This is a genomic window from Bacillus multifaciens (genome assembly GCF_030756675.1).
Taxonomy (GTDB): Bacteria; Bacillota; Bacilli; order Bacillales; family Bacillaceae_G; genus Bacillus_A; species Bacillus_A multifaciens.
The window spans coordinates 21,041-45,402 of sequence record NZ_JAVBXD010000013.1; the positions used below are offsets into that span (position 1 = coordinate 21,041).

Annotated in this window: 26 protein-coding genes and 2 pseudogenes; 15 read left to right on the forward strand and 13 right to left on the reverse strand. The window is 36.0% G+C overall.

Annotation, left to right across the window (positions count from 1 at the left end):
* Positions 1-50: 50 nt before the first annotated feature.
* Together Q9306_RS10470 and Q9306_RS10475 are read right to left on the reverse strand one after the other, a co-directional pair.
* Positions 51-236 carry a hypothetical protein gene (locus tag Q9306_RS10470; RefSeq protein ID WP_306198035.1) on the reverse strand — a complete coding sequence of 62 codons (186 nt, stop codon included), beginning with the start codon at positions 234-236 and terminating at the stop codon, positions 51-53.
* 2 nt (positions 237-238) lie between these two features.
* The gene (locus Q9306_RS10475) at positions 239-421 is read right to left on the reverse strand and encodes a hypothetical protein (RefSeq protein WP_306198037.1); all 183 of its coding nucleotides are present in this window, start codon (positions 419-421) and stop codon (positions 239-241) included.
* Between the two features lie 141 nt (positions 422-562).
* Between Q9306_RS10475 and Q9306_RS10480 the strand changes: the two genes are divergently transcribed.
* From Q9306_RS10480 to Q9306_RS10490, 3 genes are all read left to right on the forward strand, one after another.
* Positions 563-1,072, forward strand: coding sequence for a MogA/MoaB family molybdenum cofactor biosynthesis protein (locus Q9306_RS10480; protein ID WP_306198040.1), 510 nt, complete (start codon positions 563-565; stop codon positions 1,070-1,072).
* Complete coding sequence (mobA, locus tag Q9306_RS10485; protein ID WP_306198042.1) at positions 1,069-1,650, forward strand: molybdenum cofactor guanylyltransferase; 582 nt, start codon at positions 1,069-1,071, stop codon at positions 1,648-1,650. Before Q9306_RS10480 ends, mobA begins: the two co-directional genes overlap by 4 nt.
* Before the next feature lie 130 nt (positions 1,651-1,780).
* Positions 1,781-2,413 carry an NUDIX hydrolase gene (locus Q9306_RS10490; protein ID WP_306198044.1) on the forward strand — a complete coding sequence of 211 codons (633 nt, stop codon included), beginning with the start codon at positions 1,781-1,783 and terminating at the stop codon, positions 2,411-2,413.
* A gap of 220 nt (positions 2,414-2,633) precedes the next feature.
* On the opposite strand, the gene Q9306_RS10495 is transcribed toward Q9306_RS10490, so the two are convergent.
* Positions 2,634-3,167: a GNAT family N-acetyltransferase gene (locus Q9306_RS10495; RefSeq protein WP_306198046.1), complete on the reverse strand. Its 534-nt coding sequence runs from the start codon at positions 3,165-3,167 to the stop codon at positions 2,634-2,636.
* Positions 3,168-3,887: 720 nt separating this feature from the next.
* Complete coding sequence (locus Q9306_RS10500) at positions 3,888-4,301, reverse strand: hypothetical protein (protein WP_306198048.1); 414 nt, start codon at positions 4,299-4,301, stop codon at positions 3,888-3,890.
* Positions 4,302-4,527: 226 nt separating this feature from the next.
* Here Q9306_RS10500 and Q9306_RS10505 point away from each other — a divergent pair.
* Positions 4,528-7,074, forward strand: a pseudogene (locus tag Q9306_RS10505) (collagenase); the annotation flags it as partial.
* On the forward strand, positions 7,057-7,668 hold the full coding sequence (locus tag Q9306_RS24780) for a PKD domain-containing protein (RefSeq protein ID WP_306198205.1): 612 nt from the start codon (positions 7,057-7,059) through the stop codon (positions 7,666-7,668). The pseudogene Q9306_RS10505 and the gene Q9306_RS24780, both read left to right, overlap by 18 nt.
* 157 nt (positions 7,669-7,825) lie before the next feature.
* Here the strand turns inward: Q9306_RS24780 and Q9306_RS10515 are convergent, their stop codons facing one another.
* Positions 7,826-8,245: a PH domain-containing protein gene (locus Q9306_RS10515; protein WP_306198050.1), complete on the reverse strand. Its 420-nt coding sequence runs from the start codon at positions 8,243-8,245 to the stop codon at positions 7,826-7,828.
* A gap of 160 nt (positions 8,246-8,405) precedes the next feature.
* Between Q9306_RS10515 and Q9306_RS10520 the strand changes: the two genes are divergently transcribed.
* A complete protein-coding gene (locus tag Q9306_RS10520; RefSeq protein WP_306198053.1) occupies positions 8,406-8,660 on the forward strand; it encodes a SunI/YnzG family protein in 255 nt (84 codons plus the stop codon).
* 43 nt (positions 8,661-8,703) lie between these two features.
* On the opposite strand, the gene Q9306_RS10525 is transcribed toward Q9306_RS10520, so the two are convergent.
* Positions 8,704-9,252 (reverse strand): phosphatase PAP2 family protein, encoded by a 549-nt coding sequence (locus Q9306_RS10525; RefSeq protein WP_306198055.1) that lies wholly within the window; start codon positions 9,250-9,252, stop codon positions 8,704-8,706.
* Between the two features lie 423 nt (positions 9,253-9,675).
* Positions 9,676-10,185, reverse strand: coding sequence for a gamma carbonic anhydrase (locus tag Q9306_RS10530; RefSeq protein WP_306198057.1), 510 nt, complete (start codon positions 10,183-10,185; stop codon positions 9,676-9,678).
* A 74-nt stretch (positions 10,186-10,259) separates the two neighbouring features.
* On the opposite strand from Q9306_RS10530, the gene Q9306_RS10535 reads away from it, so the two are divergent.
* Both Q9306_RS10535 and Q9306_RS10540 read left to right on the forward strand, forming a co-directional pair.
* The gene (locus Q9306_RS10535) at positions 10,260-11,060 is read left to right on the forward strand and encodes an alpha/beta hydrolase (protein WP_306198059.1); all 801 of its coding nucleotides are present in this window, start codon (positions 10,260-10,262) and stop codon (positions 11,058-11,060) included.
* A 42-nt stretch (positions 11,061-11,102) separates the two neighbouring features.
* Positions 11,103-12,164, forward strand: coding sequence for a tetraprenyl-beta-curcumene synthase family protein (locus Q9306_RS10540; RefSeq protein ID WP_306198061.1), 1,062 nt, complete (start codon positions 11,103-11,105; stop codon positions 12,162-12,164).
* Between the two features lie 50 nt (positions 12,165-12,214).
* On the opposite strand, the gene Q9306_RS10545 is transcribed toward Q9306_RS10540, so the two are convergent.
* A complete protein-coding gene (locus tag Q9306_RS10545; RefSeq protein WP_306198063.1) occupies positions 12,215-12,385 on the reverse strand; it encodes a hypothetical protein in 171 nt (56 codons plus the stop codon).
* 54 nt (positions 12,386-12,439) lie between these two features.
* On the opposite strand from Q9306_RS10545, the gene Q9306_RS10550 reads away from it, so the two are divergent.
* On the forward strand, positions 12,440-12,643 hold the full coding sequence (locus Q9306_RS10550) for a hypothetical protein (RefSeq protein WP_306198065.1): 204 nt from the start codon (positions 12,440-12,442) through the stop codon (positions 12,641-12,643).
* A gap of 173 nt (positions 12,644-12,816) precedes the next feature.
* On the opposite strand, the gene Q9306_RS10555 is transcribed toward Q9306_RS10550, so the two are convergent.
* The 4 genes from Q9306_RS10555 to mnmL all read right to left on the reverse strand — a co-directional run bounded on the left by Q9306_RS10555 (position 12,817) and on the right by mnmL (position 15,807).
* The gene (locus Q9306_RS10555) at positions 12,817-13,368 is read right to left on the reverse strand and encodes a tetratricopeptide repeat protein (protein WP_306198067.1); all 552 of its coding nucleotides are present in this window, start codon (positions 13,366-13,368) and stop codon (positions 12,817-12,819) included.
* Positions 13,365-14,060 (reverse strand): aspartate/glutamate racemase family protein, encoded by a 696-nt coding sequence (locus tag Q9306_RS10560; RefSeq protein ID WP_306198069.1) that lies wholly within the window; start codon positions 14,058-14,060, stop codon positions 13,365-13,367. The genes Q9306_RS10555 and Q9306_RS10560 overlap by 4 nt, the downstream gene beginning before the upstream one ends.
* Positions 14,061-14,278: 218 nt before the next feature.
* Positions 14,279-14,851 (reverse strand): tRNA 5-(aminomethyl)-2-thiouridylate-methyltransferase MnmM, encoded by a 573-nt coding sequence (mnmM, locus tag Q9306_RS10565; RefSeq protein WP_306198070.1) that lies wholly within the window; start codon positions 14,849-14,851, stop codon positions 14,279-14,281.
* Entirely contained in the window at positions 14,848-15,807 is a 960-nt protein-coding gene (gene mnmL / locus Q9306_RS10570; RefSeq protein WP_306198073.1) for a tRNA modification radical SAM protein MnmL/YtqA, read from the reverse strand. Before mnmL ends, mnmM begins: the two co-directional genes overlap by 4 nt.
* Before the next feature lie 104 nt (positions 15,808-15,911).
* Here mnmL and Q9306_RS10575 point away from each other — a divergent pair, with 104 nt between their 5' ends.
* From Q9306_RS10575 to Q9306_RS10585, 3 genes are all read left to right on the forward strand, one after another.
* A complete protein-coding gene (locus Q9306_RS10575) occupies positions 15,912-16,175 on the forward strand; it encodes a YtzC family protein (protein ID WP_306198075.1) in 264 nt (87 codons plus the stop codon).
* A 15-nt stretch (positions 16,176-16,190) separates the two neighbouring features.
* Complete coding sequence (locus Q9306_RS10580) at positions 16,191-16,340, forward strand: glycogen biosynthesis protein GlgD (RefSeq protein ID WP_306198077.1); 150 nt, start codon at positions 16,191-16,193, stop codon at positions 16,338-16,340.
* Between the two features lie 154 nt (positions 16,341-16,494).
* Positions 16,495-17,463 carry a sporulation protein gene (locus Q9306_RS10585; protein ID WP_306198079.1) on the forward strand — a complete coding sequence of 323 codons (969 nt, stop codon included), beginning with the start codon at positions 16,495-16,497 and terminating at the stop codon, positions 17,461-17,463.
* 64 nt (positions 17,464-17,527) lie between these two features.
* On the opposite strand, the pseudogene Q9306_RS10590 reads toward Q9306_RS10585, so the two are convergent.
* A pseudogene (locus Q9306_RS10590) lies at positions 17,528-17,836 on the reverse strand (DUF4372 domain-containing protein); the annotation flags it as partial.
* A gap of 314 nt (positions 17,837-18,150) precedes the next feature.
* Here Q9306_RS10590 and Q9306_RS10595 point away from each other — a divergent pair.
* From Q9306_RS10595 to Q9306_RS10605, 3 genes are all read left to right on the forward strand, one after another.
* Positions 18,151-18,912, forward strand: a complete 762-nt coding sequence (locus Q9306_RS10595) for an ABC transporter ATP-binding protein (RefSeq protein ID WP_306198082.1) — start codon at positions 18,151-18,153, stop codon at positions 18,910-18,912.
* A 16-nt stretch (positions 18,913-18,928) separates the two neighbouring features.
* Positions 18,929-20,773, forward strand: a complete 1,845-nt coding sequence (locus Q9306_RS10600; RefSeq protein WP_306198084.1) for an FtsX-like permease family protein — start codon at positions 18,929-18,931, stop codon at positions 20,771-20,773.
* Between the two features lie 897 nt (positions 20,774-21,670).
* Positions 21,671-24,307 (forward strand): collagenase ColA, encoded by a 2,637-nt coding sequence (locus tag Q9306_RS10605; protein WP_306198086.1) that lies wholly within the window; start codon positions 21,671-21,673, stop codon positions 24,305-24,307.
* Positions 24,308-24,362: the final 55 nt, after the last annotated feature.

Here is a 24,362-nt window from a genome sequence, read left to right on the forward strand (position 1 = left end):
TTGCTCAGCTCTTTCTATTGCTTAAATTCGCCGATAAAATTTGTAGCCTCTTAGTTATTTTTCTGTTTTTCTAATTTCCCAACGCAAGAAGTACAATACACTTCTCCGCTAAGTTCAATATGTTTTTGCATATTTGTCATCCCGCTTGGCGGATATTGCATGTAAATCCAAGAACGTTCGTGTACCGCAATTTCTTTTCCGCATGATGTACACATAGTTGATTTTTTACCAAACATAATTAGTCCCCTTTACGATAACGAATTTTTCCTGCGCAAAAAGCCGAACAGAGTAAAAAGAGTGTACCAAATCCCCATCCGCCTATTGCTGCGTATGGTACAACATCTTTTAATGCCATGCCAGCGCTAATGGAAGCTACGAAAAGGAGAATGAATAGTGTTGTTAATTTTCTCATTGTATCCATGTGAATCTCCTCCTTTAGAAATCCTTTATTTAAATTATAAGGTAAATTATAGAAAAGAAGTGTGACAGGTTTTACATTTTTTTGTGGTTGTATCGTGTATGATAAAATTGAGAGAGGTTTATGAATGGGGAGGAAAATAGAATGAGCGTCACCGAACATAAAAAACAAGCACCTGTACAAGTTCGTTGTAAAATTATCACGATTTCAGATACGCGAACAGAAGAAACGGATAAAAGTGGACAATTATTAAAAGAGTTATTAATAGAAGCAAATCATCAAGTAACAGCGTATGAAGTTGTAAAAGATGATAAAGAAAGTATTCAGCAAGCGGTTTTATCTGGATATCATCAAGAGAATGTTGACGTTGTATTAACCAATGGAGGAACAGGTATTACAAAGCGTGATGTGACAATTGAAGCTGTTTCTCCATTATTAGATAAGGAAATCGTTGGTTTTGGTGAGTTATTTCGAACGATTAGTTATTTAGAAGACATTGGCAGCGCAGCAATGTTAAGCAGAGCGATTGGCGGGACCATTGGTAGAAAAGTCGTCTTTTCGATGCCAGGGTCAACAGGTGCGGTGCGCCTTGCGATGAATAAGTTGATTTTACCAGAGCTTGGCCATATTACATTCGAGTTGCATCGTCAATGAAAATAGCAGGAATTGTATTAGCCGGCGGAAGATCAAGCCGTTTTGGAGAGCCGAAAGCATTAGCAATGTGGCAAGGAAAAACGTTTATTGAGCATAGTGTAGAGGCACTAAAAGAAGTTGTTACAGGCATTGTTGTCATTAGCCATCCAAGCATTACAAATGAGCTTTCACAAATACTGAATGTCCCTGTTGTAGAAGATATCGATTTATATAAAGGAAACGGCCCCCTTGCTGGTTTGTTAACAGGCATGGAATTTGTAAGCGCAGATTGGTACGTCGTTGCACCATGTGACACACCAAACGTTTCGAAAGGGTGGGCATTAGAATTAATAGAACGAGCCGATGAAACATATGAAGCAATTGTTCCGCTCGCTGAAGGACGAAAACAATCGCTTTTAGCGCTATATCATTATAAGGTAAAAGAAAAAATAGAGCAGTTATTAAAGGAAGAGAAAAGAAGCATGCAGGGGTTATTATCACAGTGTAACGTTCAGTATGTAATGGTGGAAGAAGCTGATGTATTTGTTAATGTGAATACAAAAGAAGAGTATAACGAATTACAGAAGAAAAAGAGCTGAGACTCTTTTTCTTTTTTTTGTAAAAAATGCTGAAAATTATTATTCTTCTGGTAAAATAAGTAAAGAATACTTTTAATATTGGGATATAAAGTTTTTAATAAAAGAATGTTAAACAAAAGGAGCATAAATAATGGAAAGCGAATTACTAAAAATATTTGATGAACATAGAAACCCAGTCGGCGTTGCAACGCGTGAAGAAGTACATAAAATAGGGCATTGGCATGAAACATTTCATTGCTGGTTTATAAGTAGAGAAAATGGAGTGAATTATATTCATCTGCAAATTCGTAGTCATACAAAAAAGGATTATCCGAGTTTGTTAGACATTACAGCGGCGGGACATATACTAGCTCATGAAACTATGTATGATGGAATACGCGAAGTGCAAGAAGAAGTAGGGATTAATGTCTCGTTTGATGAACTTATACCATTAGGTATTATTAATTATTGTATTACAATGGAAGATTTTATTGATAAAGAATTGGCTCACGTTTTTTTATATGAAATGAAAGGCACAATGGACGATTATACACTGCAAGTAGAAGAAGTGTCAGGGATTGTCAAAGTTGACTTTAATCATTTTTCTGAACTTTGGTTAGGAGAAAGAAATGAAGTTACAGTAGAAGGGTTTGAAATGAATGAAGCGGGAGAAAAAGTTTCTATTCATAAAACGGTAGATAAAAGTCATTTTGTGTCGCATGAGCTTTCGTATTATGAGAGTATTATTACGCTGATCAGGGAGAATATGAAGGTATTGTTCTAAAAAATGATCGCTCTGTATTTACGAATCTCCTAAAAAACAACTACATAAGATTGAATTAGAGCAAAAGCGCTCAAATATGAGCGCTTTTGCTTTTTGTTTTAAACCCTGCATGTGGCAGGAAAAGGACCTGACCGCTCCTATGCGTGGCCAGATGCTCTCGTCCTCCATAAAAAAGAAAAGGGTTTTATGTCGTTTTTTAACTTATATACATATAGAATATCTAAAGCATCAATCCCATAATAAGAGTATTATAATACTTACCATTTATATACGTATCTTGTTCCAATAATCCTTCTTCTTTAAAGCCAACCTTCTTATAAAGTTCTATTGCTTTATCATTGTCTTCGCGAGTTACAAGATGTATTTTCTTCGTTGTGTCATTCTCTCCTGCCCATTCAATAAGTTCTTCCATCAATTTTCTACCTAAGCCAAATCCGCAGTACTTTTCTGCAATTACGATTCCGAGCGTTCCGACATGTTTCGTTCGCGCCTTTTGTCCGGAGGTAATAGAGGCAATGCTGATAATCTTATCATCCATTGTTGCTAGTAATATAATTGAATGATGATCTGCTTTAGTGGATTCTATGAAGTTTTCATAATCATGTAGAGACATACTGAACTCATTTTTTCCGAACGAAAGGAAATCGGTCTCTCCGCCGACTATATTATAAAATTTGATCATAGACTGAGCGTCTTCTTGGGTAGCCTCTCTGATTAGCACTTCTTTTCCATTTTTTAAACACATTTTTTTCATATTTCTCAACTTCTTTCAATGTTAATTTTTTGATATATAATTGGCGGCTATGCAGAATACAACATGACCGCTACTTGCTTCCTCCTTTTGTTTTAAACCTTGCATGTGGCAGAAAAAGGCCCTGACCGCTCCTATGCGCGGCCAGATGCTCTCGTCCTCCAAAAAAAGAAAGGGGTTTTTATGTCGGTTTTTTAACTAGTATATATAGTTATGTTCATCATAATATTAATGTTTAAAATTTTATACTGTTAATTTTTTAAAGTGGTTAGTGAACAAAAAAAAGCGAAGAATCTTTATGATTCTCCGCTTTTTTGAAATAGAATACTAGGGTATCTTGCTATATATGAGGTAATTTCACTCACTATATATTGTAACACCGTAAACCACCCAAATTTTATGCAATATTGCATATCCTAATTGTTGGATTTTATTAATTTGTCCCGCTATTCGCGGGCAGTAATACTCCCGCCTCAAAATTCAGCAAAGGCATTGTCCAGCTTCAGTGGCTAGAATGTTTGGTGGCCTTGCTTCTTCCTACGAGGTAAAAAACACCTCTACGTCAGAAACTCCATCCCCCTCACATTCTGAACGAGCCACTTCCGCATTTCTTAAGAAGTTAGGTGGGAGATAAACTGCCCATAAAAGCCCGATTGGTTTAACTAATAATCAGTGGGGGGATGAAGGCCCCCCACTGATTAAAGTTTCACTTTATTATTTACGTTAAGAAACACACATAAAGTTTCTAATTTGTGAATATCGATAGCTTACTTTGCGTCGTCGTCCTGCTCTCCATGTATATCCAGCTACTCCGTGTGTTCTTATTTCAGTAGGGTAAAACCAAAAATCTCTTCCAAAAGGTCCTTGTCCTTTTAACCCAATAAATCCCCATCTTCCTAAACAATTACACATCGCTGCTCGTATTTGCCCCATTTGTATAGGAGAAGAAAATGCTGATGGTGCTGATGGTGGCTGTGCTGGTGGTGCTGATGTTGGCGCATCTTCAGCATCGTCGGGACGATATACGTCATCATCGATTTCTCTCATGTCCCCTAAGGACTGATAATTAGGATTTTGCGGATAATACTGTGGTTGATGATAATTTGGATGCGGAAAATACATTGGTTGATTATTCATGAAAACATCACCTCATCTTTTTTTATTCACATTTACAATATTAGTATGTAGTGTGCTTCCTATATGAAGCTTATTCGTAGCCTAAAAATGCCTGTATCTTCTTTTTGAAAAATTCATAAAATGTTCATAAATTGTTGGGAAATAATATGAAATATTACATATTTAGTTATTTATATTTAATGATATGTTATTTTATTTTAATGATATACAGATATGGGGGAGAATTATGAAAAAGAAAATGAATAAAATTATGCTTGGAGTTAGTACAATGGCATTGTCGTTAGGGGCATTGCAAGCTGAAGTATCAGCGGAAGAAAAAGTACCTTACAATGTACTGCAAATGAAACCAGCAGGGATAGAAACGCCAAAAGATGCCATTTCTCATTCTTCAAAAGCTGATGAAACATTATCATATGAAGAGCGTTTAAAAGTCGGGAACTTTTTACAGAAGCCAGCTCCCACTATGGAAAGTGTAAAAGAGAAGCAGTCGCAACAAAGCTATACTTTAGATGAGCTGAATAAAATGAGCGATGAGGAGTTAATTGATACATTAGCAAATATTCGCAGCGGACAAATTAAAGATTTATTTCAGTTTAACGAAGCAACAAAAGCTTTCTATGGAAATAAAGAGCGTCTGCAAGTAATCATAAACGGGTTAGAGAAAAAAGGAAGTACATTTACAAAAAATGATGCAAAAGGAATTGATACGTTTACTGAAGTGCTTCGATCTGCTTTTTATGTCGGATATAATAATAATGAATTAAGCTATTTAAATGAGAGAAGCTTCAAAGATAAGTGTTTACCGGCATTAAAAGCAATTGCAAAGAATCCAAACTTTAAACTTGGTACGGCTGAGCAGGATTTGGTTGTAAATGCTTACGGCGATTTAATGAGGAATGCTTCTAGTGACGTTGAAACGGTGCAATATGCAGCAAAAATTTTAAAACAGTATAATAATAATCTCTCTACATATATAAGTGACCGTGCAAAAGGAAACGCTGTATACGCTTTAATACAAGCCGTTGATGTTGATATATATACTGATTGGATCCTTTCGGGTAAAGAGACAAAAGCGTCAATGTGGTATGGAAAGATTGATAGTTTCATAAATGAAGTCAATAAAATGGCGCTTATAGGTAATGTGACGGATAAAAATGGTTGGCTCATTAATAATGGGATTTACTGTGCAGGACGTTTAGGGAAGTTTCACAGTAATCCGAAAAAAGGATTAGACGTTGTTACCAAAGCGATGCAAATGTATCCATATTTAGGAGAACAATATTTTGGTGCGGTACAGCAAATTGATACAAATTACGGCGGAGTAGATGCCAACGGAAAAACAGTAAATTTAAATCAAATTAAAGAAGAGGGCAAGAAGAAATTTTTACCTAAAACGTATACATTTGATGACGGCGCAATTGTCTTTAAAACGGGAGATAAAGTGACAGAGGAAAAAATCCAAAGAATGTACTGGGCTGCGAAAGAAGTAAAAGCACAATATCACCGTGTGATTGGAAATGATAAAGCAATGGAAAAAGGGCATGCGGATGATGTATTAACAGTCGTAATTTATAACACGCCAGATGAATATCAATTTAACCAGCAATTGTACGGCTATGAAACAGGTAATGGTGGTATTTATATTGAAAACGTCGGAACGTTCTTTACATATGAACGTACACCGCAGCAAAGTATTTATAGTTTAGAAGAATTGTTCCGTCATGAATTTACACACTATTTACAGGGAAGATATGAAGTGCCTGAATTATTTGGGCAAGGAGACTTCTATCAAGATGAACGTTTGACATGGTATGCAGAAGGGAATGCGGAATTCTTTGCAGGATCGACGCGTACGAATAACGTAGTGCCACGTAAGAGTGTAATAAGAGGTTTATCAAACGAACCAGCAAAACGTTATACAGCAGAGCAAACATTATTTGCAAAATATGGATCATGGGATTTTTATAACTATTCCTTTGCATTGCAGTCTTATATGTATAATCAAAAATTTGATACATTCGACAAAATGCAAGATTTAATTCGTGCAAATGATGTGAAAGGTTATGATGCATACCGAGAGGCGTTAAGTAAAGATGAACAATTGAATAAAGAATATCAAACATATATGCAGCAATTAATTGATAATCGAGAAAAATTTACTGTGCCGCAAGTATCAGATGATTATGTAGTAAGTCATGCACAGAAGGCACTAACTGAAGTGAATCAAGAAATTGCGGATGTTGCGAATGTAAAAGATGCAAAGCTTACAAAGCACAAGTCTCAATTCTTTAATACGTTTACAGTTGAAGGTACGTATACAGGCAATGCAACGAAAGGTGAATCTGAAGACTGGAAAACGATGAGTAAACAAGTGAACGAATCATTAGAGAAGCTTTCACAAAAAGAATGGAGCGGTTATCAAACAGTAACAGCGTATTTTGTAAATTATCGTGTGAATAATGAAAATCAGTTCGAATATGATATTGTTTTCCACGGTATTGCAACAGATGAAGGCGCAAGTCAAGGAACGATTGTAAGAAGAAAAGATTCATATTCCGGGGAAGAAAATAACGAAATTCAGTTTAAAAGCGATAGTTCAAAAATTGAAGATCGAAAAATCGTTTCTTATCTTTGGGACTTTGGAGATGGGGACACAAGTACAGAAGAAAATCCTACCCATGCATATGAAAAAGCAGGAACGTATATGGCAACCTTAACAATGAAAGATGATCAAGGGAAAGAAAGTAAAGAACAAATGACAGTTCATGTAGAGCGAACAAAAGCAACATATTTCGGGGAAGAAAATAGCGAAATTCAGTTTAAGAGCGATAGTTCAAAAGCCGAAGGTCGAAAAGTTGTTTCTTACCTTTGGGACTTTGGAGATGGGAAAACAAGCACAGAAGAAAATCCTACCCATACATATGAAAAAACAGGAACGTATACGGCAACCTTAACAACGAAAGATGATCAAGGAAAAGAAAGTAAAGAACAAATGATAGTTACTGTAGATCAAATAGGAGCAACTGAAACAGAACCAAATGATCGTCTTGAGCAAGCAAATGAAATTCCGTTTAATACGCTTCTTAGAGGTTCACTTGAGGCTGATGATTCTAAGGATATTTATACATTTAACGTGTCATCACCAAAAGAAATGAATATTTTGGTCAAGAACAAAGATAACATCAATATGATATGGGTGCTTTTCCATGAATCAGATATGAAAAAATACGTTGCATCCGCAAGACCTGAGGACAACCCTGATGGAAATATGCTTAAAGCAAAGTTTACTGCAAAACCAGGGAAGTATTATTTATATGTGTATGCTCCTGGTTTTGTAACTGGGACATATTCTGTTAAAGTAAAATAAAGTGAATCCCCCATCAATGGGGGCTTACTCCCCAAGAATAGCGGGATAAAGATAGAAATAGAGATACTTCTTCATAGAAAGAAGTGTCTCTATTTTATTTATTGAATCGTAACTTATGGAAATTGAGACAATTTTATTATAAATAAACCCGCTAAAACTATTCATTAGCGGGTTTATTTATGATTTTGATATTAGGACATTTTTCTTTTAATAAATCGATAAACTTATCTTCTTCTTGTGGTACACAAACTGTTAATGTATTAAATAAACCATACGTAATTTCTAATCGTTGTCTCGTCCATTTTTTTGAATGTAGTGATTTTCCGTAGTATTTCATATGTTGAATATCTTTAAAAGGGATTTCAGTGTCTGTAAAATAGTATTTAATAATGAGTGATTTATCGGTGATTGTGTAAGTGGATCTATAAACAAATAAAAAATTGATTATGTTTAACAAAATCATACAACTTAAGTAAACATTATTGTCCTCTTGTATGAAAAAAAGTGCAACAAAAACGAAAATAGTAACTAATAGTATAAGCATATGAAAAGGATTTTGTTTTACTTTGAATTTCATGTCTATCCACCTCGGAATTTTAGGTACATAAAATAATTATAATACAATAATTACCATAAAAAATATGCATAATTGCATATTTTATCTTTTTGTTAATGAGGTAAAATTTTTAATAGATTTTTATTATGAAAATCTATTAAAAAAGAAAGGTCTTGATCAAATGCTAGGAATTAAAGTTACAAGGGTAGAAGAAGAATTAATGATTGAATGGCAACTAGCAAAAATTTGTATTCCGCTAAAGGAAATTATTGAGGTCACTGAAGATGATACTTACGGTGGAGAAGAAGCGAGTGTAATTCGAATTGGAACGCCGTATGGGACAACGGATCGAATTTTGATTAGGACTGAAAAACATAATTATTTGTTGTTTACTACAAATAAAACTTCAATTTTGAATGAAATACATTTATCTTAAAAATTTTTCATTTTAAAAGCTCTTGGGAAGTGTCCTAAGAGCTTTAGTTTTTTATGAAAAGCGGAATGAATTGATAATAAGAAACAATGCCGGCTATTGATCCGAGACACATGCCAACGAGTACATCAGATGGGTAGTGCAGGCCGAGATAAATACGCGAAATGCCCACGCTAATTGCAACAGGAAGTAGCAAGAATGTCATGCTTGGTTCATATAATAAGAAAGGGATAATAACAGAAAAGATAGCAGTCGTGTGTCCAGATGGAAAAGAATGATCCATTAATGGATTCATTGGATACTTTGCATTATGAATTGTTAAATAAGGGCGTTTTCGCGGATAAAACTTTTTTAAAATTTGCACAGGAATATGGCTAATTGCTAGGGAAATAGCACTTGCAATTGCTATGCCTCGTAAAGATCCGTTTGTGAGAACAAGTAAGAATATAATAAGAGAGATTGTAAAAGTTGCACCGCCCATGTGAGTAATGGTGCGAAAAAAGATGTTTAATGTTTTGCGTTCAAAATATCGATTAATTCCTTTGAAGATGTAGCACTCTATTTTATATAAGGAGCTGATGAATCTAATTTTCATCAAATTCTTCCTCCTTACTACATATATTTGAAGTATCACTGTTATTTTAATAAGTTTTCATTGAGGGAATACTAAGATTCTGTAAAGAAAATGTAGAGTTTTACAAAGAAAAGGCTGCCATGTAAGGTGGCAGCTAAAAAAATTATTTCGTTTGTAAACTTTTATCCCGCTATTTGTGGGCAGTAATACTCCCACCTCAAAATTGAGCAAAAGCATTGTCCAGCTCTAGCGGCTAGAATCTCCGGTCGTTTCGCCCCCTCGTACGAGGCAAAAAGCGCCTCTCTGTCGGGGACTCCAACGTCCTGTGATTCTGGGCGAGCCGCCTCCGCTTTTCTAAAGAAGTTAGGTGGGAGATAAACTGCCCATAAAAGCCCGATTGGTGAGGGCTAATAATCAGTGGGGGATGAAGAAAACCCCCACTGATTAAAGTTTCACTTTATAATATTGTCCTTTTTCGACGTATTGACGACGAATACGAGCCATATCTTCACGGTCTTCTTCTGTTAGTTCACGAATTACTTTAGCCGGACGACCGAATGCAAGTGTATTTGGCGGGATTTTTTTTCCTTGCGATACTAAACTGCCAGCACCAATAAATGCACCTTCACCAATTTCAGCTCCGTCTAAAATAATGGAACCCATGCCGATTAATGCATCTTTTTTCACTGTACAACTATGTAAAATGACTTGATGCCCAATTGTGACATCATCTTCTAAAATAAGTGGATACTTTGGACTTTGATGAAGTGTACATTGATCTTGGATATTAGTCCGGTCTCCGATAATTGTTGGAGAAACATCCCCGCGGATGACAGTGTTAAACCAAATGCTTGATTCTTCACCGATTGTAACATCACCTGTAATTGTGACATAGTCAGCGATAAATGCACTATCAGCAATTTTTGGATTTTTGTCTTTGTATGGATAAATCATATAAGTAACCTTCCTCTCCTAGAAACTAATATTAGTGTAGCAAATTATGAAATAGAGTGAAATGGAGGAATTTTATGTGGAATTATGAAGCAGAAGAGGCGAAAGGTGTTATAGTTATGGTACATGGTGCAATGGAGCATCATGGACGTTACGAAGCACTTGCAGATACGTGGCGTCATCTTGGCTTTCATGTTGTGATGGGAGATTTACCTGCGCACGGAACAACTTCAAGAAATAGAGGACATATTACGTCATTTGATGAATACATAGAAGAAGTAAAGACATGGATTAAAGAAGCAAGAAAATATTACTTGCCCCTTTTTCTATTCGGACATAGTATGGGAGGGTTAACCGTCATTCGCGTACTGCAGGAAACGAAAATGGATGTGCAGGGAGTAGTCTTGACTTCGCCATGTTTAGGGGTGTTATCAACGCCGAAACTACCGATTCGCACCATTGCGAAAGTGCTAAATGTCGTGGCGCCGAAAATGCAATTTCATTCCAATATTACAGTTGAAATGGCAACGCGCAATCATGAAATTCGCGATGCGATGGAAAATGATTCATTGTTCTTGCGCAAAGTATCAGTTCGTTGGTATAGTGAGTTAATTAAAGCTATAGAAGTTGCACATGAAAAACGAGATGAATTTCCAGACGTACCACTCTTGCTAATGCAGGCATGTGAGGATAAACTTGTAGATAAAACACGTGTCCGCAACTGGTTTGATAGTCTGAAAATTAGTGACAAAGCATACAAGGAATGGCCGAATTGTTATCATGAGCTGTTTAATGAGTATGAAAAAGATGAAATTTTTGCATATGCAAAATCATTTGTGGAAACACATTTAATTCAAGAAACAGAAATAAATAATTAACAGTATAAATTTTATATTCATTTAGAGGAGATGAAGAAAGAAGTGAAAGTACCGAGTAACCCCATAACGCTCATGGCGAAAGTATACCGAGATGTGTTTCCGGTCGTACACCATGAGCTCGCAATGTGGAAAGAACGCGCCTACCATATTCCGAATGATGAACTCCATAATCAAGCGTTAGCGAGTATTGAGCATAAAACATTTCACTGTGAAGGCGGCGGTATTTTAGCGCTGCTTGCCGATGAATATCGCGAGGAATGCATTCGATTCATTGTAGCATATCAAACAATTAGTGATTATTTGGATAATTTATGCGACCGTAGCACATCACTTGATCCCAATGATTTTGCAGCGCTCCATGAGTCAATGCTGGCAGCGCTAACACCAGGGAGTGAAGGAAGCAACTATTATCGTTACCGTGATGATCAAGATGATGGTGGTTATTTAGATGAACTTGTAATAACTTGTCAAGAAGTGCTTGCGAAGACGAAGCATTATAACAAGATTGCACCAATTCTTCACGAACTTGCTTGTTATTACTGTGATTTACAAATTCATAAACATGTAAAGCAAGAAGAAAGAGAAGAGCGCTTAAAAACGTGGTTTGCAGCACATCGTGAAAAAGTCCCGCCAATGAGCTGGTTTGAGTTTTCTGCTTGCGCAGGTTCAACGCTTGGTATCTTCTGTCTTGTAGCGTATGCATTCCATGATGAATTAACAGATGATGATATTATGAAAATTAAACAAGGGTATTTTCCTTATGTACAAGGATTACATATTTTACTTGATTACTTCATAGACCAAGAAGAAGATCGTATTGGCGGAGATTTAAATTTTTGTAGTTATTATGAAAATAAAGAAGCAACTCTTGAGAGATTGCAACATTTTGTAATAGAAGCAGAAAGAAATTTAGAACAACTGCCGCATATGAAATTCCATCGCCTCATAAGCCGAGGGCTGCTTGGCATTTATTTATCAGATGAGAAAGTGTCGCAGCAAAAAGAAATGCAATACATGGCACGGCGCATCGTAAAATACGGAGGCTTTACTTCACGCTTTTTCTATTGGAATGGAAAGATGTATCGGAAGAAGATTGCACAGTAATGAAAACGAGCTGTATTCTACAGGAGGTGGGATGCAGCTCGTTTTTTATATTAATGCATAAAAGGGTCATTCCGATGCTGATCATCTCTTCCTAATTCCTCATGAATAGTTTGGTTATCTGATTTATTTGGCGCTTCGGATTTATATTTTCGCTGTAAGAAAAAACCTACACTAATAAGCAAAATGCAAATGGACCAAAATATGATACCGAAGATTGTCATGTATTCACCTCCTTTTTCTATTATATGGTAAAATGTAAATACGGAGGTGCTCAGATGAAAAAATTCTTTAAAAAGTTATATGATAATATCGAAGTTTCGTTATTAGTGTGCCTTTCGATTTCATTTGTACTTGGCATTTATAATATGCTGATGAAAGCAGGTGGACCAACAACTGTAGATTACATCGCGCAGGCGGTATTAGCAGTTGTTATTATTGTGGATATTTGGTTCTTAAGGCATCAGGAAGAAACGAATTAAGGAGCGCTCATACTTTTGTATGGGGGCTCCTTTTTTTAGTTGTATTCATATCGAATCATGTCGAAAGGTCTTTAAATCGTGTCGAACCGCCGATATATTTTAAAAGTCGCCGATATATGATGAAAAACGGTCGATATATTTCAAAAGTCGCCGATATTTTGATGAGACACCTGCTAATTGCCAGAATCTATCAAAAGAGAACGGCAATATTGAATACACCGTTCCGTGGAGTCAATTAGTTCTTGATCTCCCTTTTTCAATCGTATTTGTAATGCTCTTTGAAAATAAGTGAAAGCTGTAGAAATATCTCCTTCGTCGATTTTACATTTTCCGTAATGCTGATAGAAAAAGTCCTCATACGTAGTTAACTCATTTTGCTGTAATAGGTGTAAAAGTTCATTGAAAATTTTATGTGCTTCTTCAAAGTTTCTTTCCCAGTGATAAACGTGGGCAAGGCGGAGCTTATTAATAAAAAGTCCTCGTATATGCTGGGAAGTTTCATATTGTTCGATAGCTTGCCGTAAGTAGAATTTACTTTCAGATAGATTTCCTGCGATACGTTCATAGGTCCCGATTAAACCGCATTGTTTTGCATAGGATATACCTGAAGTAGTTAAATTTGTTTTCAAAAATGCAATACCTTGTTTCATCTGTTCAAGAGATAAAGGCTGTTCACGGAGGTTTTCATCAAATGTATAGCCCATTTCGAATGGGATATGTTTCATTTTTTTTGTGTCTCCTTTTGATGAGATAAATACTTGTTTACAACTGCTTTGGCAAGACATGTTGAAGAATCTACAATGTGAAAATGATTTTGTGATGTCTCTATTACGACATTTAAATCTGTACACGCGATGACAACAGCATCGACAGTTTCAGCTAATTCTAAGCATAGTGTATTCCACAAGTTACTTGCTTCGGTTGTTTGTCCGATTTTTATTTTATGAATCATTTGATTTATAGCAGTTTGCCAGCTATCTTTTTGGATATAATTGATACCACGTTTTACAAATCCCTCTTGGTATATACCGGATTGAACGGTTGAATCAGTTGCTAAAAGAGATACTTTTTTAATGTGCGGAGGGATTTCCTTTAGCGTTTCATCCACCATATTTAATACTGGAATTGAGAGGGATGCCTGCAGTTGAGCAAAATAAAGATGTGCCGTATTACATGGCATAGCAATAAACTTGACATCCGTACTTTCTAGTTTTTGTGCCCCGTTTATAATCGCTTTTTCCATCTCTTCATGATTAATGGCTTTATCGATATAAAACGGTGTTGGACATGAGTAAATCATCATATGAGGAAAGTCCATGTCATCTTTCGCTCCGTAAATTTCTTGGCATTGTTTTACTACGTTATCAACGAATGGCCCGGTAGACTTTGGTCCCATTCCTGCTAGTATTCCAATCATTGTTGTTCATCCCCTTTGTTTTAATTCGGATATAGAAATTCTTGTTTCGAGTTAGAGAATCCTGCTTAGACAAAAAAATACGCGCAGTATGCACGTATTTTTAAGGGTGTAATTATGTTGTAATTTGTCGAAGTGTCTTTATCCGGTGTCGAATCGCCGATATATGATGAAAAACGGTCGATATATCGAGAAAAGCGCCGATATATCCACGAGAAGCTCTATCTTTTTTCAATCGCAATAATAAACGGCGGGTTATTTTGTTGATTCATAAATTCGTACTTCAGTACGTGTGCTTCTTTTTGATCTAGCTGCCCTGCAAATTTGACAACGGCGTCGCGTTCTATTTGTCCTTCAGGATGTCCGTGATAGATGACAAGGACGATGATTCCTTCTGGTGCCATAACTTCTAATAACTGCTGCAAGGCAGAAAGAGTTGAGTTTGGTTTTGTGACGATGCTTTTGTCACCGCCAGGAAGATAACCTAAGTTAAAGATAGCTCCTGTTACTTTTCCTTTTGCGTCTTCTGGTAATACAGTTGTTAATGCATCGTGGCTATCATGAATAAGAACGGTACGCTCAGCCAGTCCTTTTTCTTGTAGCCGTGCGCTTGAGTTGGTGATGGCTTCTTCTTGAATATCAAAGCCGAATACTTTTCCATTCTCGCCGACAAGCTCTGCTAAAAAGCACGTATCATGTCCGTTGCCAAGCGTTGCGTCAACAGTGTAATCGCCTTCTTTCACCGCTCGTTCTAGCAGCGTGCGAGCAAAAGGCAAGATGCGGTCTAATTTCATACTGGCTTCACCTCATTTGCATATTTACCTTGCCAGCTGCCGCGGCGTACAAATTCAGCATCAATTGCATTTAATACTTCCCACTTGTTCAAGCTCCACATCGGACCGATCATTAAGTCGGGCGGACCGTCACCTGTGATGCGGTGTACGATGACATTTGATGGGATGATTTCAAGCTGATCAACAACGAGATTTACGTAATCTTCAAGAGAAAGAAATTGGAGTTGTCCTTTTTCATATTGCTTCACCATAGGCGTTCCTTTTAATAAGTGCAGCAAATGAATTTTAATCCCTTGAATATCAAGCTTTGCGACTTCGCGTGTTGTTTCCATCATCATGTCATAGTCTTCAAGCGGGAGACCGTTAATGATGTGTGAGCACACGTTAATGTTATGCTTACGAAGTTTATTGACACCTTCTACATATAAAGGATAATCGTGAGCACGGTTAATCAGAAGCGCTGTCCGTTCATGCACAGTTTGCAAGCCAAGTTCGACCCAAAGGTACGTACGTTTATTTAAATCAGCTAAATATTCGACAACATCATCAGGTAAGCAGTCTGGCCTTGTAGCAATCGAAAGACCGACAACGCCTTCTTCTTTTAAAAGAGGTTCAAATTTTTCTTTTAGCACTTCAACAGGAGCATGTGTATTCGTATAAGCTTGGAAATAAGCAATACACTTACCGTCTTTCCATTTCGTATGCATTTTTTCTTTCATTTCATGATATTGCGTAACAACATCATCGCGGCGGTCACCAGCAAAGTCTCCAGAACCAGCCGCACTACAAAATGTACAGCCGCCGTATGCAACTGTGCCATCACGGTTTGGGCAGTCAAATCCAGCATCTAAAGAAACTTTGAAGATTTTCTCGCCGAAATGTCCGCGCAGATGGTAGTTCCACGTATGGTAACGTTTATTGTCATTTGAATATGGGAAAGGATTTTGGACTTTCATGTTATTCCTCCTCAATGATATGAGCAAAAATCATTATAACATACTCATAAGGTTCATATAGAACGGACAAGCTAAAGGAGAAATATTGGTAAGGAGGAACAATCATGGCAGAGCGTGAATCACTGGAAGCATGTATTCAAAATGCACATAAAGCAATGGAGTATGCAAAAGAACAATTAGAAATTGGAATGAGACAAGAACATTACAATACGATGGAATATTCTGATGCACAGCTTCAATTAGAACAGGCTTACAATGAGATGCAAACGATGCAGCACTATGCAAATGATGAACAACGCGAACAATTAAATCGCGCACGTATGGCAATACGACAATTACAACATCAAATGATTATTACACCGCATTAATAAGGAGAGATCGAAATGGCAACGCGTTCAGATCAAAATAACCCAGAGCAAAAAACACAAAATGGACATAACGCTGAGTTTTCCAATGAACTTGATCCAGTTGTGCAAGCAAAACAAAACAATCGTAAGAAAAGTCAGCCGCAAAAATCGAAGCAATCTGAATAGAAGAGAAAAGCCGCCAACATGAAACCACTACCACATGATTGTGTTAGTGGTTTTTATTATACAAATAACATTTTATTCTTATATAATAATAAAAAGGAAAAAATAGATAAAAAAGCAATCTTTTATAAAACTAAACACAAAGGGAGCGGTACAGATGTTTAAGAAAATGTTAGCAAGGTTTGGGAAAGGAGCAGCTAAAGTTGATTTACGCTTTGAGAGTCGTCCGTATGCAGCGGGAGAGACTGTATATGGAGAAGTACATATTCAAGGCGGTGAAGTAGAACAAAAAATAAATAGTCTGGCTGTAAGTTTCATGATGCGCTTTATGACAAAACAAGATACGGTCCGACGTGAAATAGCAATGATTCCATTAAGTGGAGCACAAATGATTTATCCGAGCGAACAAAAAGTCATTCCATTTTCTTATGTGATTCCAACTCATTTGCCAATTTCTCGAGAAGGTGTTTCTTATTATTTTGATACGCATTTAGATATTCAAGGCGGAATAGATCGAATGGATTTTGATGATGTTGTTATAGATGCTTCTAAGGAAGTACAAACCATTTTTTATGCGCTCAGAAGTCTAGGGTTTCAGGAGAAATCGAAATCCGGTAAGGTAGATACATATGGACAAGAATTTTCTTTTGTTCCTACAGAGTTGTTTGTAATGCAGGTGAATGAAATAGAGATGCGTCTTGCTTATGAAGGAACAGGAATCCGAATTTGGTTAGAGATAGATTGTCGTAATCGTTATGAAGAGATCGAAGCGAAACGTGAATTCTTTATTTCACAAGATGTGTTACGGGATACAAGACAGGTAGCGTTTCTTTTAAAACAGTATATAACAGAAATAACGTCCAATCCTTATGGATATATCCAACCGTTTTCTTATGAAACATATCATCATTCATCTCATAGACAAGTGGGAAGCCCAATTGCGGGTATGGTAGGTGGATTAGCAGTTGGAATATTAGGTGGCGTATTATTAAATGAATTAATAGATGATGTGGATATAGAGGAAATAATAGAAGAAGCAGTAGAGGAAATAGAAGAAGACGCAGTGGAAGAATTAGAAATAGAAGAAGAACAAGAAGAATCATTTTTTGGGGATGATGAGGAATAATTGAAAGAGTGTTCTGTACATGCAAATAAAGAAAATCTCCACTGATGGAAGTTTCACTTTATTTTAAATGAAGAAAAATCGCTTGAAAGAACTCGGTTGGTACTTGATTTAGTCGACGTCCAAGCTGCGAGAAACTAATTGATTCCAGATTTGTTGTCTGGCTGAGTTCTTCTGAAAATAAACAGTCTGAAAGTGCCCGTAAACTCTCCGTTTCATGGAGCTGTGCGTAAAGTAGTGCCTTTAAAAAAGAAGGCATAAAAAGCTTCTTCGTATAGCGATGTAAGTGATAGGCTTTCACCTGTTTAGTGATTAAATGGTCTGAAATCGGTAAAAACCATTGTTCAAATGATGTTTTTCGTGTAATCTTATCCATGAGTTTGATCCTTTTTAGTGGATTGGGATAGGTTACTACCACCAACCATTATAAAGGATTTTTTTATGCAAAAATGATATTACAGATAATTCTGTCTATCCAGGGGTGTTGAATTATTTTAATGCGACGCTAGCGAATGAAAATAGATATTATTAAAATAATAAATGGCTCCATACGTTACGTGTTTACACGTAACGTATGGAGCCATTTTCTTATATGACAAAAATGTAAGATAAATGTAAGTTTAATCTATGGCAGATAATGCTTGAAAGGAGCAAAATAGGAACAGGAAAACAAAGTACAGGAGGATTTATATGAAAACACCAGTTGTAGACGTGAAAAATATTCAAAAAGTATACGGTAAAAAAGGTGAGAGCCAATCACATGCATTAAAAGGCGTATCATTCTCCATTCAAGAAGGTGAATTTGTTGGGATTATGGGACCATCTGGTTCTGGGAAAACAACATTATTAAATGTTATTTCAACATTAGATAAGGCGACGGACGGCATTGTTGAAATTGCAGGTACAGATATTACGAAAATGAAGCAAGGAGAATTATCTGATTTCCGTTCACAAAAATTAGGCTTCATATTCCAAGATTTTAACTTACTAGAAAATCTATCAATTTATGAAAACATTGCATTGCCTCTTTCACTGCAAGGCGTTCCTTCAAAAAAGATTGGACCGAAAGTAGAAAAGGTAGCGGAAATGCTAGGGATTTCAGAGATTCTTCAAAAATATCCATCTGAAGTATCTGGCGGACAAAAGCAACGTTCAGCAGCGGCACGTGCACTTGTACATGAACCAGCCATTATTTTAGGTGACGAGCCAACAGGAGCACTTGATTCAAAAAACGCAGCAAGTTTGCTAGATGCGATGACAAGCTTAAATGAAGAACAAGGTGTTTCTATTATGATGGTTACGCATGACCCCTACAGTGCAAGTTATTGCCGACGTATTTTATTTATCCAAGATGGTGAGTTATATAAAGAAATTCATCGCGGTGGTACACGGGAAGAATTTTACAAAGAAATTTTAGATGTGCTGGCAGACTTAGGCACACAAAAAGCGTAAGAAAGGAGAGGTAGATATGTTATTTAAGCTTTCCATGTCAGGACTGAAAAGTAAGCTGAAAGACTATATCGTTTTACTAACTGGTCTTGTTATGTCAATTTCTATTTTTTATATGTTCCAAACGCTTGCGCTGAATAAAGCGTTTCTTGAATCTAATTCCGTTATTAGTACAGCAATCGGATTTGTCTTTCATGCTGGTTCATTCTTATTAGCAATTATAACGTTCTTCTATATTTTATATGCGAACTCGTTCTTATTATCTCTTCGTCAAAAAGAGTTCGGTATGTATATGATGTTAGGAGCAAAAAAGCATAAGGTTACATTGCTTATGTTTATAGAAACAATTGTAATTGGATTCGTGTCTCTTATAATCGGGATTGCAGTTGGTGCAGGGCTAGCACAAGGAATCGGTCAGTTACTTATGAAGCAGCTTGAGTTTCATGCGGACGGTTATCATGCATTTTATGTTCCATCGATGACGGTTACATGTATTTTCTTCGTTTCATTATTTGTGTTATCAGCAATTATGAATAGTATTAAATTATCACGTATTTCAGTATTGCAGCTTGTGCATGCAGATGCGCAAGCAGAGCGCGTTACTGTAAAAGGAAAAATGACTGTTGTTGTTGCATTTCTTGCACTAATCTTATTAGCAATTGGTTATGCTGCTATGATTTATATGGACAAATTACAACAATTTGGTATCATCATTGCATTGATTACAACAACATCTGGAACGTATATGTTGTTTGCTTCTGTCCTTCCGCTTGTAATCAAAAAGCTGAAAAGTAATAAAAAGCGAAGTGAAAAAGGGCTTAATGCTTTTACATTTGCACAGCTAAACTTCCGTATTAATAGCTTAACGAGAGTGTTAGCAACGGTAGCGATGTTAGTTGCACTTGGTGCGGGGGCTATTTCTGGTGGTATGGCATTTAAAAATAACAGTATGATGATGGTTGATGGTTTTGTAATCTATGATTCGGTCATCCATAACCCAACAGCAGAAGAGAAGAAAATATTAGATGATATTACATTCAATGAGAAAAATGAATATCGTTATAAAGTCGATGATAAATTTGTTTATTATTTAAAAGAAGATTTAGAGAAACATCCCCCATTAATACATGATGGTGTAGGAAAAGAAAGCTTTGGTAAATTCAAGCGTGTTTCAGGAGAGCTTCCTGTAGGTGCCGTTTCGAAAGAGGGTCAAGAAAAAGTAGTAGTAATCCCAGAAAAATGGGGCGAGGCGCTAGAAAGTATTCAGCCAGTTTATTTATACCGCAATCAAGCGATCAAAATTGTCGATCAGAAGATGTACAATGAAGTAAAAGGAAAAGAAGGCATTGCCTTCATTGGAAAAACAGATGATTTTATTGCACACAAAAATGGGTGGAAAAAACTTGATGAGTTGCAACTAAAGAAATATAAAGATGTAAAAGCAAATGATTTAGCAACGAAATATGCGATGTATACTGGATTTTATGGCTTTGCGAGCGGAACCGTATTTATGGGCTTCTTCTTAGGAATTGCGTTCCTAGCAATGATGGCAAGCTGTTTAATGTTTAAAATCCTATCAGGAGCATCAAAAGATATTACACGTTACAACATGCTTCGTAAAATTGGTGTACGTCGTGAGTTGTTAACGAAGTCAATTTATAAAGAATTGTTCTTAGTATTCTTATTCCCTGCAATTATCGGGATTGTGCACGTATTAATTGGAATGAATATTTTTAGCTTCATCTTAATTAATCCATATTTCCGTATTTGGCTTCCAATTGTTATTTTCGTAGTCATTTACGCAATTTATTATTTCATTACCGTTCAATTGTATAAAGGAATTGTTCTTCCGAAAGAGGAATAGAACTTGGGAAATACCGAGCGATGGTGCTCGGTATTTTTTACATCTACAAGAATGATTTAGCATATTAAACTGTTATAAAACCTTTTGTGTTAGATGACGGGAAAAGAATTACATTTCATGTAGTATCGTTTAGAGCTGAACAATACTATGACGAAGCATATGTTCAATGTGTTGGAAACAAAACGATCTATCACTTAAATAAAGAAGATGCAACAGATATAGGAATGCAATTTGTTAATCGATAATTTGCTAACTTTAAAAAGCACTTATGAAATTTTCAAAAGTGCTTTTTTTAATGAACAAGGATTTTATACACAAATCCCCCCTTATCAAGAAGGGTAGCTTGATAAGGGGGGACGCTAAAAAGAAAGAGTAGGAGAAACACAAGCATGGAAGTGAACAGTAAAATAGTTAAATACTTAATTTTCGGAAAACTTTAAAACTAAAGGGTTTTTTCGTTTTTACTCTTTCTTTATGATATGAGTGTATCATTAAAAATAAAATAAATCAACGAAAAAAAGACAATATTCTTATTAATTCGACATTTTTCGATAATTTGACAAATTTCATTCCAATAGAATACTTTTCTCTAAAAAGCAGGGGGTTTTATGTAAAAAAATTTATACATGACTAAATTATGAGTGTATAAATTTTTTTGATTATTCCGTCTAAAATGTGGCTATTTTATGAAATTTAATATTGGCACAGTTCTTGCAAAGATAAAATAGGGAAGGAGGAAGTTTAGCAGAATTTGCAATAAGGGAAGAGCTATTGAAAATATTGGTGCTGATTTTACCAGTATCATGGGGGATACTGTTGTATAGTAAATGTGTATGAAAAAAGTTTCGGTTTAAAAAGTCAGAATTTTCATTATTTTTAAGAAAAGAGGAAAATAGTATGGTGAAACACTCGAAATTTTATAAACTGATGCTTGGTGTGGGACTTGTTACAATATCATGTAATGGGATGCACATTCAAGCAGAGACAAAAGAAACAACTGCGAAGAATGTATTACAGATGGAGCCGGTAGGAATACAGAAATCCGTTGATGAGATAGCGCACTCTTCGAATGTACAAGAAAATGCATCCTTTACAAAACGGTTAAAGCTAGCAGATTTATCGCAGCGTCCACCGATGCCGAAAGAAAATACTAAACAGCTAGCTGAAGAAAGAAAATATTCAATGGCCGAATTAAATCAATTAAGCAATAAACAATTAACTGATCTTCTTGTTACGATTCAATGGTATCAAATTCCGGAATTATTTCAGTTTACGAATGATAGTTTGAAGTTTTATCAAGATGATAGCCGCATGCAAGCAATTATTGATAAACTAGCAGAACAAGGTCGAACGTATACGCAAGATGATTCAAAAGGAATTGAGACATTAGGAGAAGCTTTACGTGCGGCATTTTATTTAGGTTTTTATCATGATGAATTAAGCAAACTAAATGAGCGTAGCTATCATGATAAATGTTTACCAGCTTTAAAAACGATTGCCAAAAATCCAAATTTCAAACTTGGCACATCGGAACAAAACAAAGTTGTTTCATTGTATGGAAAGCTAATTGGAAATGCATCAGCTGATGCTGAAGTGATTCAATATGCAGGTAAAATCTTCAAACAATATAACGATAATCTTGCAACTTTCATTGAAGACTACACAAAAGGAAATGCTGTGTATGAATTGATGAAAAATATTGATTTTGATGTTCAGACGTATATGTATGATACGGGCAAAGAACCAAAAGATACGATGTGGTATCGAAACATTGATAGTTTTATTAATGAAATAAATCGTTTTGCATTAATTGGTACAGTAACAGATAAAAACGGATGGTTAATTAATAACGGAATTTACTATGCTGGCCGACTTGGTAAGCTTCATAGTACACAGGCAATAGGACAGCAGGTTGTTACAAAAGCGATGCAGATTTATCCATATTTAGGACAGCAATATTTTGTTGCGTTAGAACAAATTACTACAAATTATGGCGGAGTAGATGCGAACGGAAAAACAGTAAATTTAGATCAAATCCGAGAAGATGGTAAGAAGAAATATTTGCCTAAAACGTATACACTTGATGACGGGGCAATCGTCTTGAAAGCGGGGGATAAAGTTAACGAAGACAAAATTAAACGTTTATACTGGGCGGCAAAAGAAGTACGATCTCAATTTTATCGTACAGTTGGTAGTGATAAGCCGCTCGAAAGTGGACATGCTGATGATGTGTTAACAATGGTGATTTATAATAGTCCGGATGAATATCAATTTAACCGTCAATTGTACGGCTATGAAACGAATAATGGCGGAATTTACATTGAAGGAATTGGAACGTTCTTTACATATGAGCGTACACCACAGCAAAGTATTTATAGCTTAGAAGAATTATTCCGTCATGAATTTACACACTATTTACAAGGCAGATACGAAGTTCCTGGATTATGGGGACAAGGAGACTTTTATCAAAATGAACGCTTAACCTGGTTTGAAGAAGGAAATGCGGAATTCTTTGCCGGATCAACACGATTAGATAGCGTTGTACCGCGAAAAAGTATAATTGGCGGATTATCCAATGATCCAGCGAAACGATATACGGCAGAGCAAACATTAAATGCAAAATACGGAACGTGGGATTTTTATAACTATTCGTTTGCATTGCAATCTTATATGTATAATAACCGTCCTGAAATGTTTGATAAAATACATGATTTAATTCGTACAAATGATACCTCAGGTTACGATGCGTATCGCTCTGTATTAAGTAAAGATAATCAATTAAATGCAGACTACCAATTTTATATGCAAATGTTGATTGATAATCGTGATAAGTATACAGTTCCACAAGTATCAGATGATTATTTAGCACAGCATGCTCCGAAAGCGATTTCGGAGGTTGAAGCAGATATTACCAATGAAGCGAAGTTAAAAAATGTGAAAGTAACAAAGAATAAATCACAATTCTTTAACACATTTACACTACAAGGAACATATACAGGAAGTGCGTCAAAAGGAGAAAATGAGGACTGGAAAGCGATGAATCAAGCAACGAATGACATGCTGAAACATCTTTCCGAAAAAGAGTGGAGTGGATACAAAACATTGACTGCCTATTTCGTGAATTACCGCGTCAATTCAGCTGGACAAGTTGAATATGATGTTGTGTTTAGCGGAATAAATACGGAAGAAGATACTGCGGTAGAAAAAGAACCAAATAATACATTTGATAAAGCGAATCCACTGTCTTTAAATATATTATTACGAGGCAGCTTAAGTGATCAAGATCAAGTTGATCGGTTTGTTATTGATGTAAAAGATCCGAAAGATTTACAGATTACCGTTACGAATGAACAGAACCTTGGAATGAATTGGGTATTATATTCTGAATTAGACTTAAATAATTATGCCGCATATGCAACAAAACGAGATGGAAATAAATTGCTTGGAAATTATAATGCGAAGCCAGGGAAATATTACTTAAGTGTATATAAATATAGCGGTGGAACAGGGAATTATACGGTAGAGGTAAAATAGTTGAATGTAACAGTTAAAAATCCCGCTACGGAGAAAAGATAGTTTCTCTGTGGCG

Bases quoted from the DNA above. Each gene is read 5' to 3' on its own strand.
- Q9306_RS10470 (WP_306198035.1), bottom strand. From the start codon at position 236: ATGTTTGGTAAAAAATCAACTATGTGTACATCATGCGGAAAAGAAATT.
- Q9306_RS10475 (WP_306198037.1), bottom strand. From the start codon at position 421: ATGGATACAATGAGAAAATTAACAACACTATTCATTCTCCTTTTCGTA.
- Q9306_RS10480 (WP_306198040.1), top strand. From the start codon at position 563: ATGAGCGTCACCGAACATAAAAAACAAGCACCTGTACAAGTTCGTTGT.
- mobA (WP_306198042.1), top strand. From the start codon at position 1,069: ATGAAAATAGCAGGAATTGTATTAGCCGGCGGAAGATCAAGCCGTTTT.
- Q9306_RS10490 (WP_306198044.1), top strand. From the start codon at position 1,781: ATGGAAAGCGAATTACTAAAAATATTTGATGAACATAGAAACCCAGTC.
- Q9306_RS10495 (WP_306198046.1), bottom strand. From the start codon at position 3,167: ATGAAAAAAATGTGTTTAAAAAATGGAAAAGAAGTGCTAATCAGAGAG.
- Q9306_RS10500 (WP_306198048.1), bottom strand. From the start codon at position 4,301: ATGAATAATCAACCAATGTATTTTCCGCATCCAAATTATCATCAACCA.
- Q9306_RS24780 (WP_306198205.1), top strand. From the start codon at position 7,057: ATGACAGTTCATGTAGAGCGAACAAAAGCAACATATTTCGGGGAAGAA.
- Q9306_RS10515 (WP_306198050.1), bottom strand. From the start codon at position 8,245: ATGAAATTCAAAGTAAAACAAAATCCTTTTCATATGCTTATACTATTA.
- Q9306_RS10520 (WP_306198053.1), top strand. From the start codon at position 8,406: ATGCTAGGAATTAAAGTTACAAGGGTAGAAGAAGAATTAATGATTGAA.
- Q9306_RS10525 (WP_306198055.1), bottom strand. From the start codon at position 9,252: ATGAAAATTAGATTCATCAGCTCCTTATATAAAATAGAGTGCTACATC.
- Q9306_RS10530 (WP_306198057.1), bottom strand. From the start codon at position 10,185: ATGATTTATCCATACAAAGACAAAAATCCAAAAATTGCTGATAGTGCA.
- Q9306_RS10535 (WP_306198059.1), top strand. From the start codon at position 10,260: ATGTGGAATTATGAAGCAGAAGAGGCGAAAGGTGTTATAGTTATGGTA.
- Q9306_RS10545 (WP_306198063.1), bottom strand. From the start codon at position 12,385: ATGACAATCTTCGGTATCATATTTTGGTCCATTTGCATTTTGCTTATT.
- Q9306_RS10550 (WP_306198065.1), top strand. From the start codon at position 12,440: ATGAAAAAATTCTTTAAAAAGTTATATGATAATATCGAAGTTTCGTTA.
- Q9306_RS10555 (WP_306198067.1), bottom strand. From the start codon at position 13,368: ATGAAACATATCCCATTCGAAATGGGCTATACATTTGATGAAAACCTC.
- Q9306_RS10560 (WP_306198069.1), bottom strand. From the start codon at position 14,060: ATGATTGGAATACTAGCAGGAATGGGACCAAAGTCTACCGGGCCATTC.
- mnmM (WP_306198070.1), bottom strand. From the start codon at position 14,851: ATGAAATTAGACCGCATCTTGCCTTTTGCTCGCACGCTGCTAGAACGA.
- mnmL (WP_306198073.1), bottom strand. From the start codon at position 15,807: ATGAAAGTCCAAAATCCTTTCCCATATTCAAATGACAATAAACGTTAC.
- Q9306_RS10575 (WP_306198075.1), top strand. From the start codon at position 15,912: ATGGCAGAGCGTGAATCACTGGAAGCATGTATTCAAAATGCACATAAA.
- Q9306_RS10580 (WP_306198077.1), top strand. From the start codon at position 16,191: ATGGCAACGCGTTCAGATCAAAATAACCCAGAGCAAAAAACACAAAAT.
- Q9306_RS10585 (WP_306198079.1), top strand. From the start codon at position 16,495: ATGTTTAAGAAAATGTTAGCAAGGTTTGGGAAAGGAGCAGCTAAAGTT.
- Q9306_RS10595 (WP_306198082.1), top strand. From the start codon at position 18,151: ATGAAAACACCAGTTGTAGACGTGAAAAATATTCAAAAAGTATACGGT.
- Q9306_RS10600 (WP_306198084.1), top strand. From the start codon at position 18,929: ATGTTATTTAAGCTTTCCATGTCAGGACTGAAAAGTAAGCTGAAAGAC.
- Q9306_RS10605 (WP_306198086.1), top strand. From the start codon at position 21,671: ATGGTGAAACACTCGAAATTTTATAAACTGATGCTTGGTGTGGGACTT.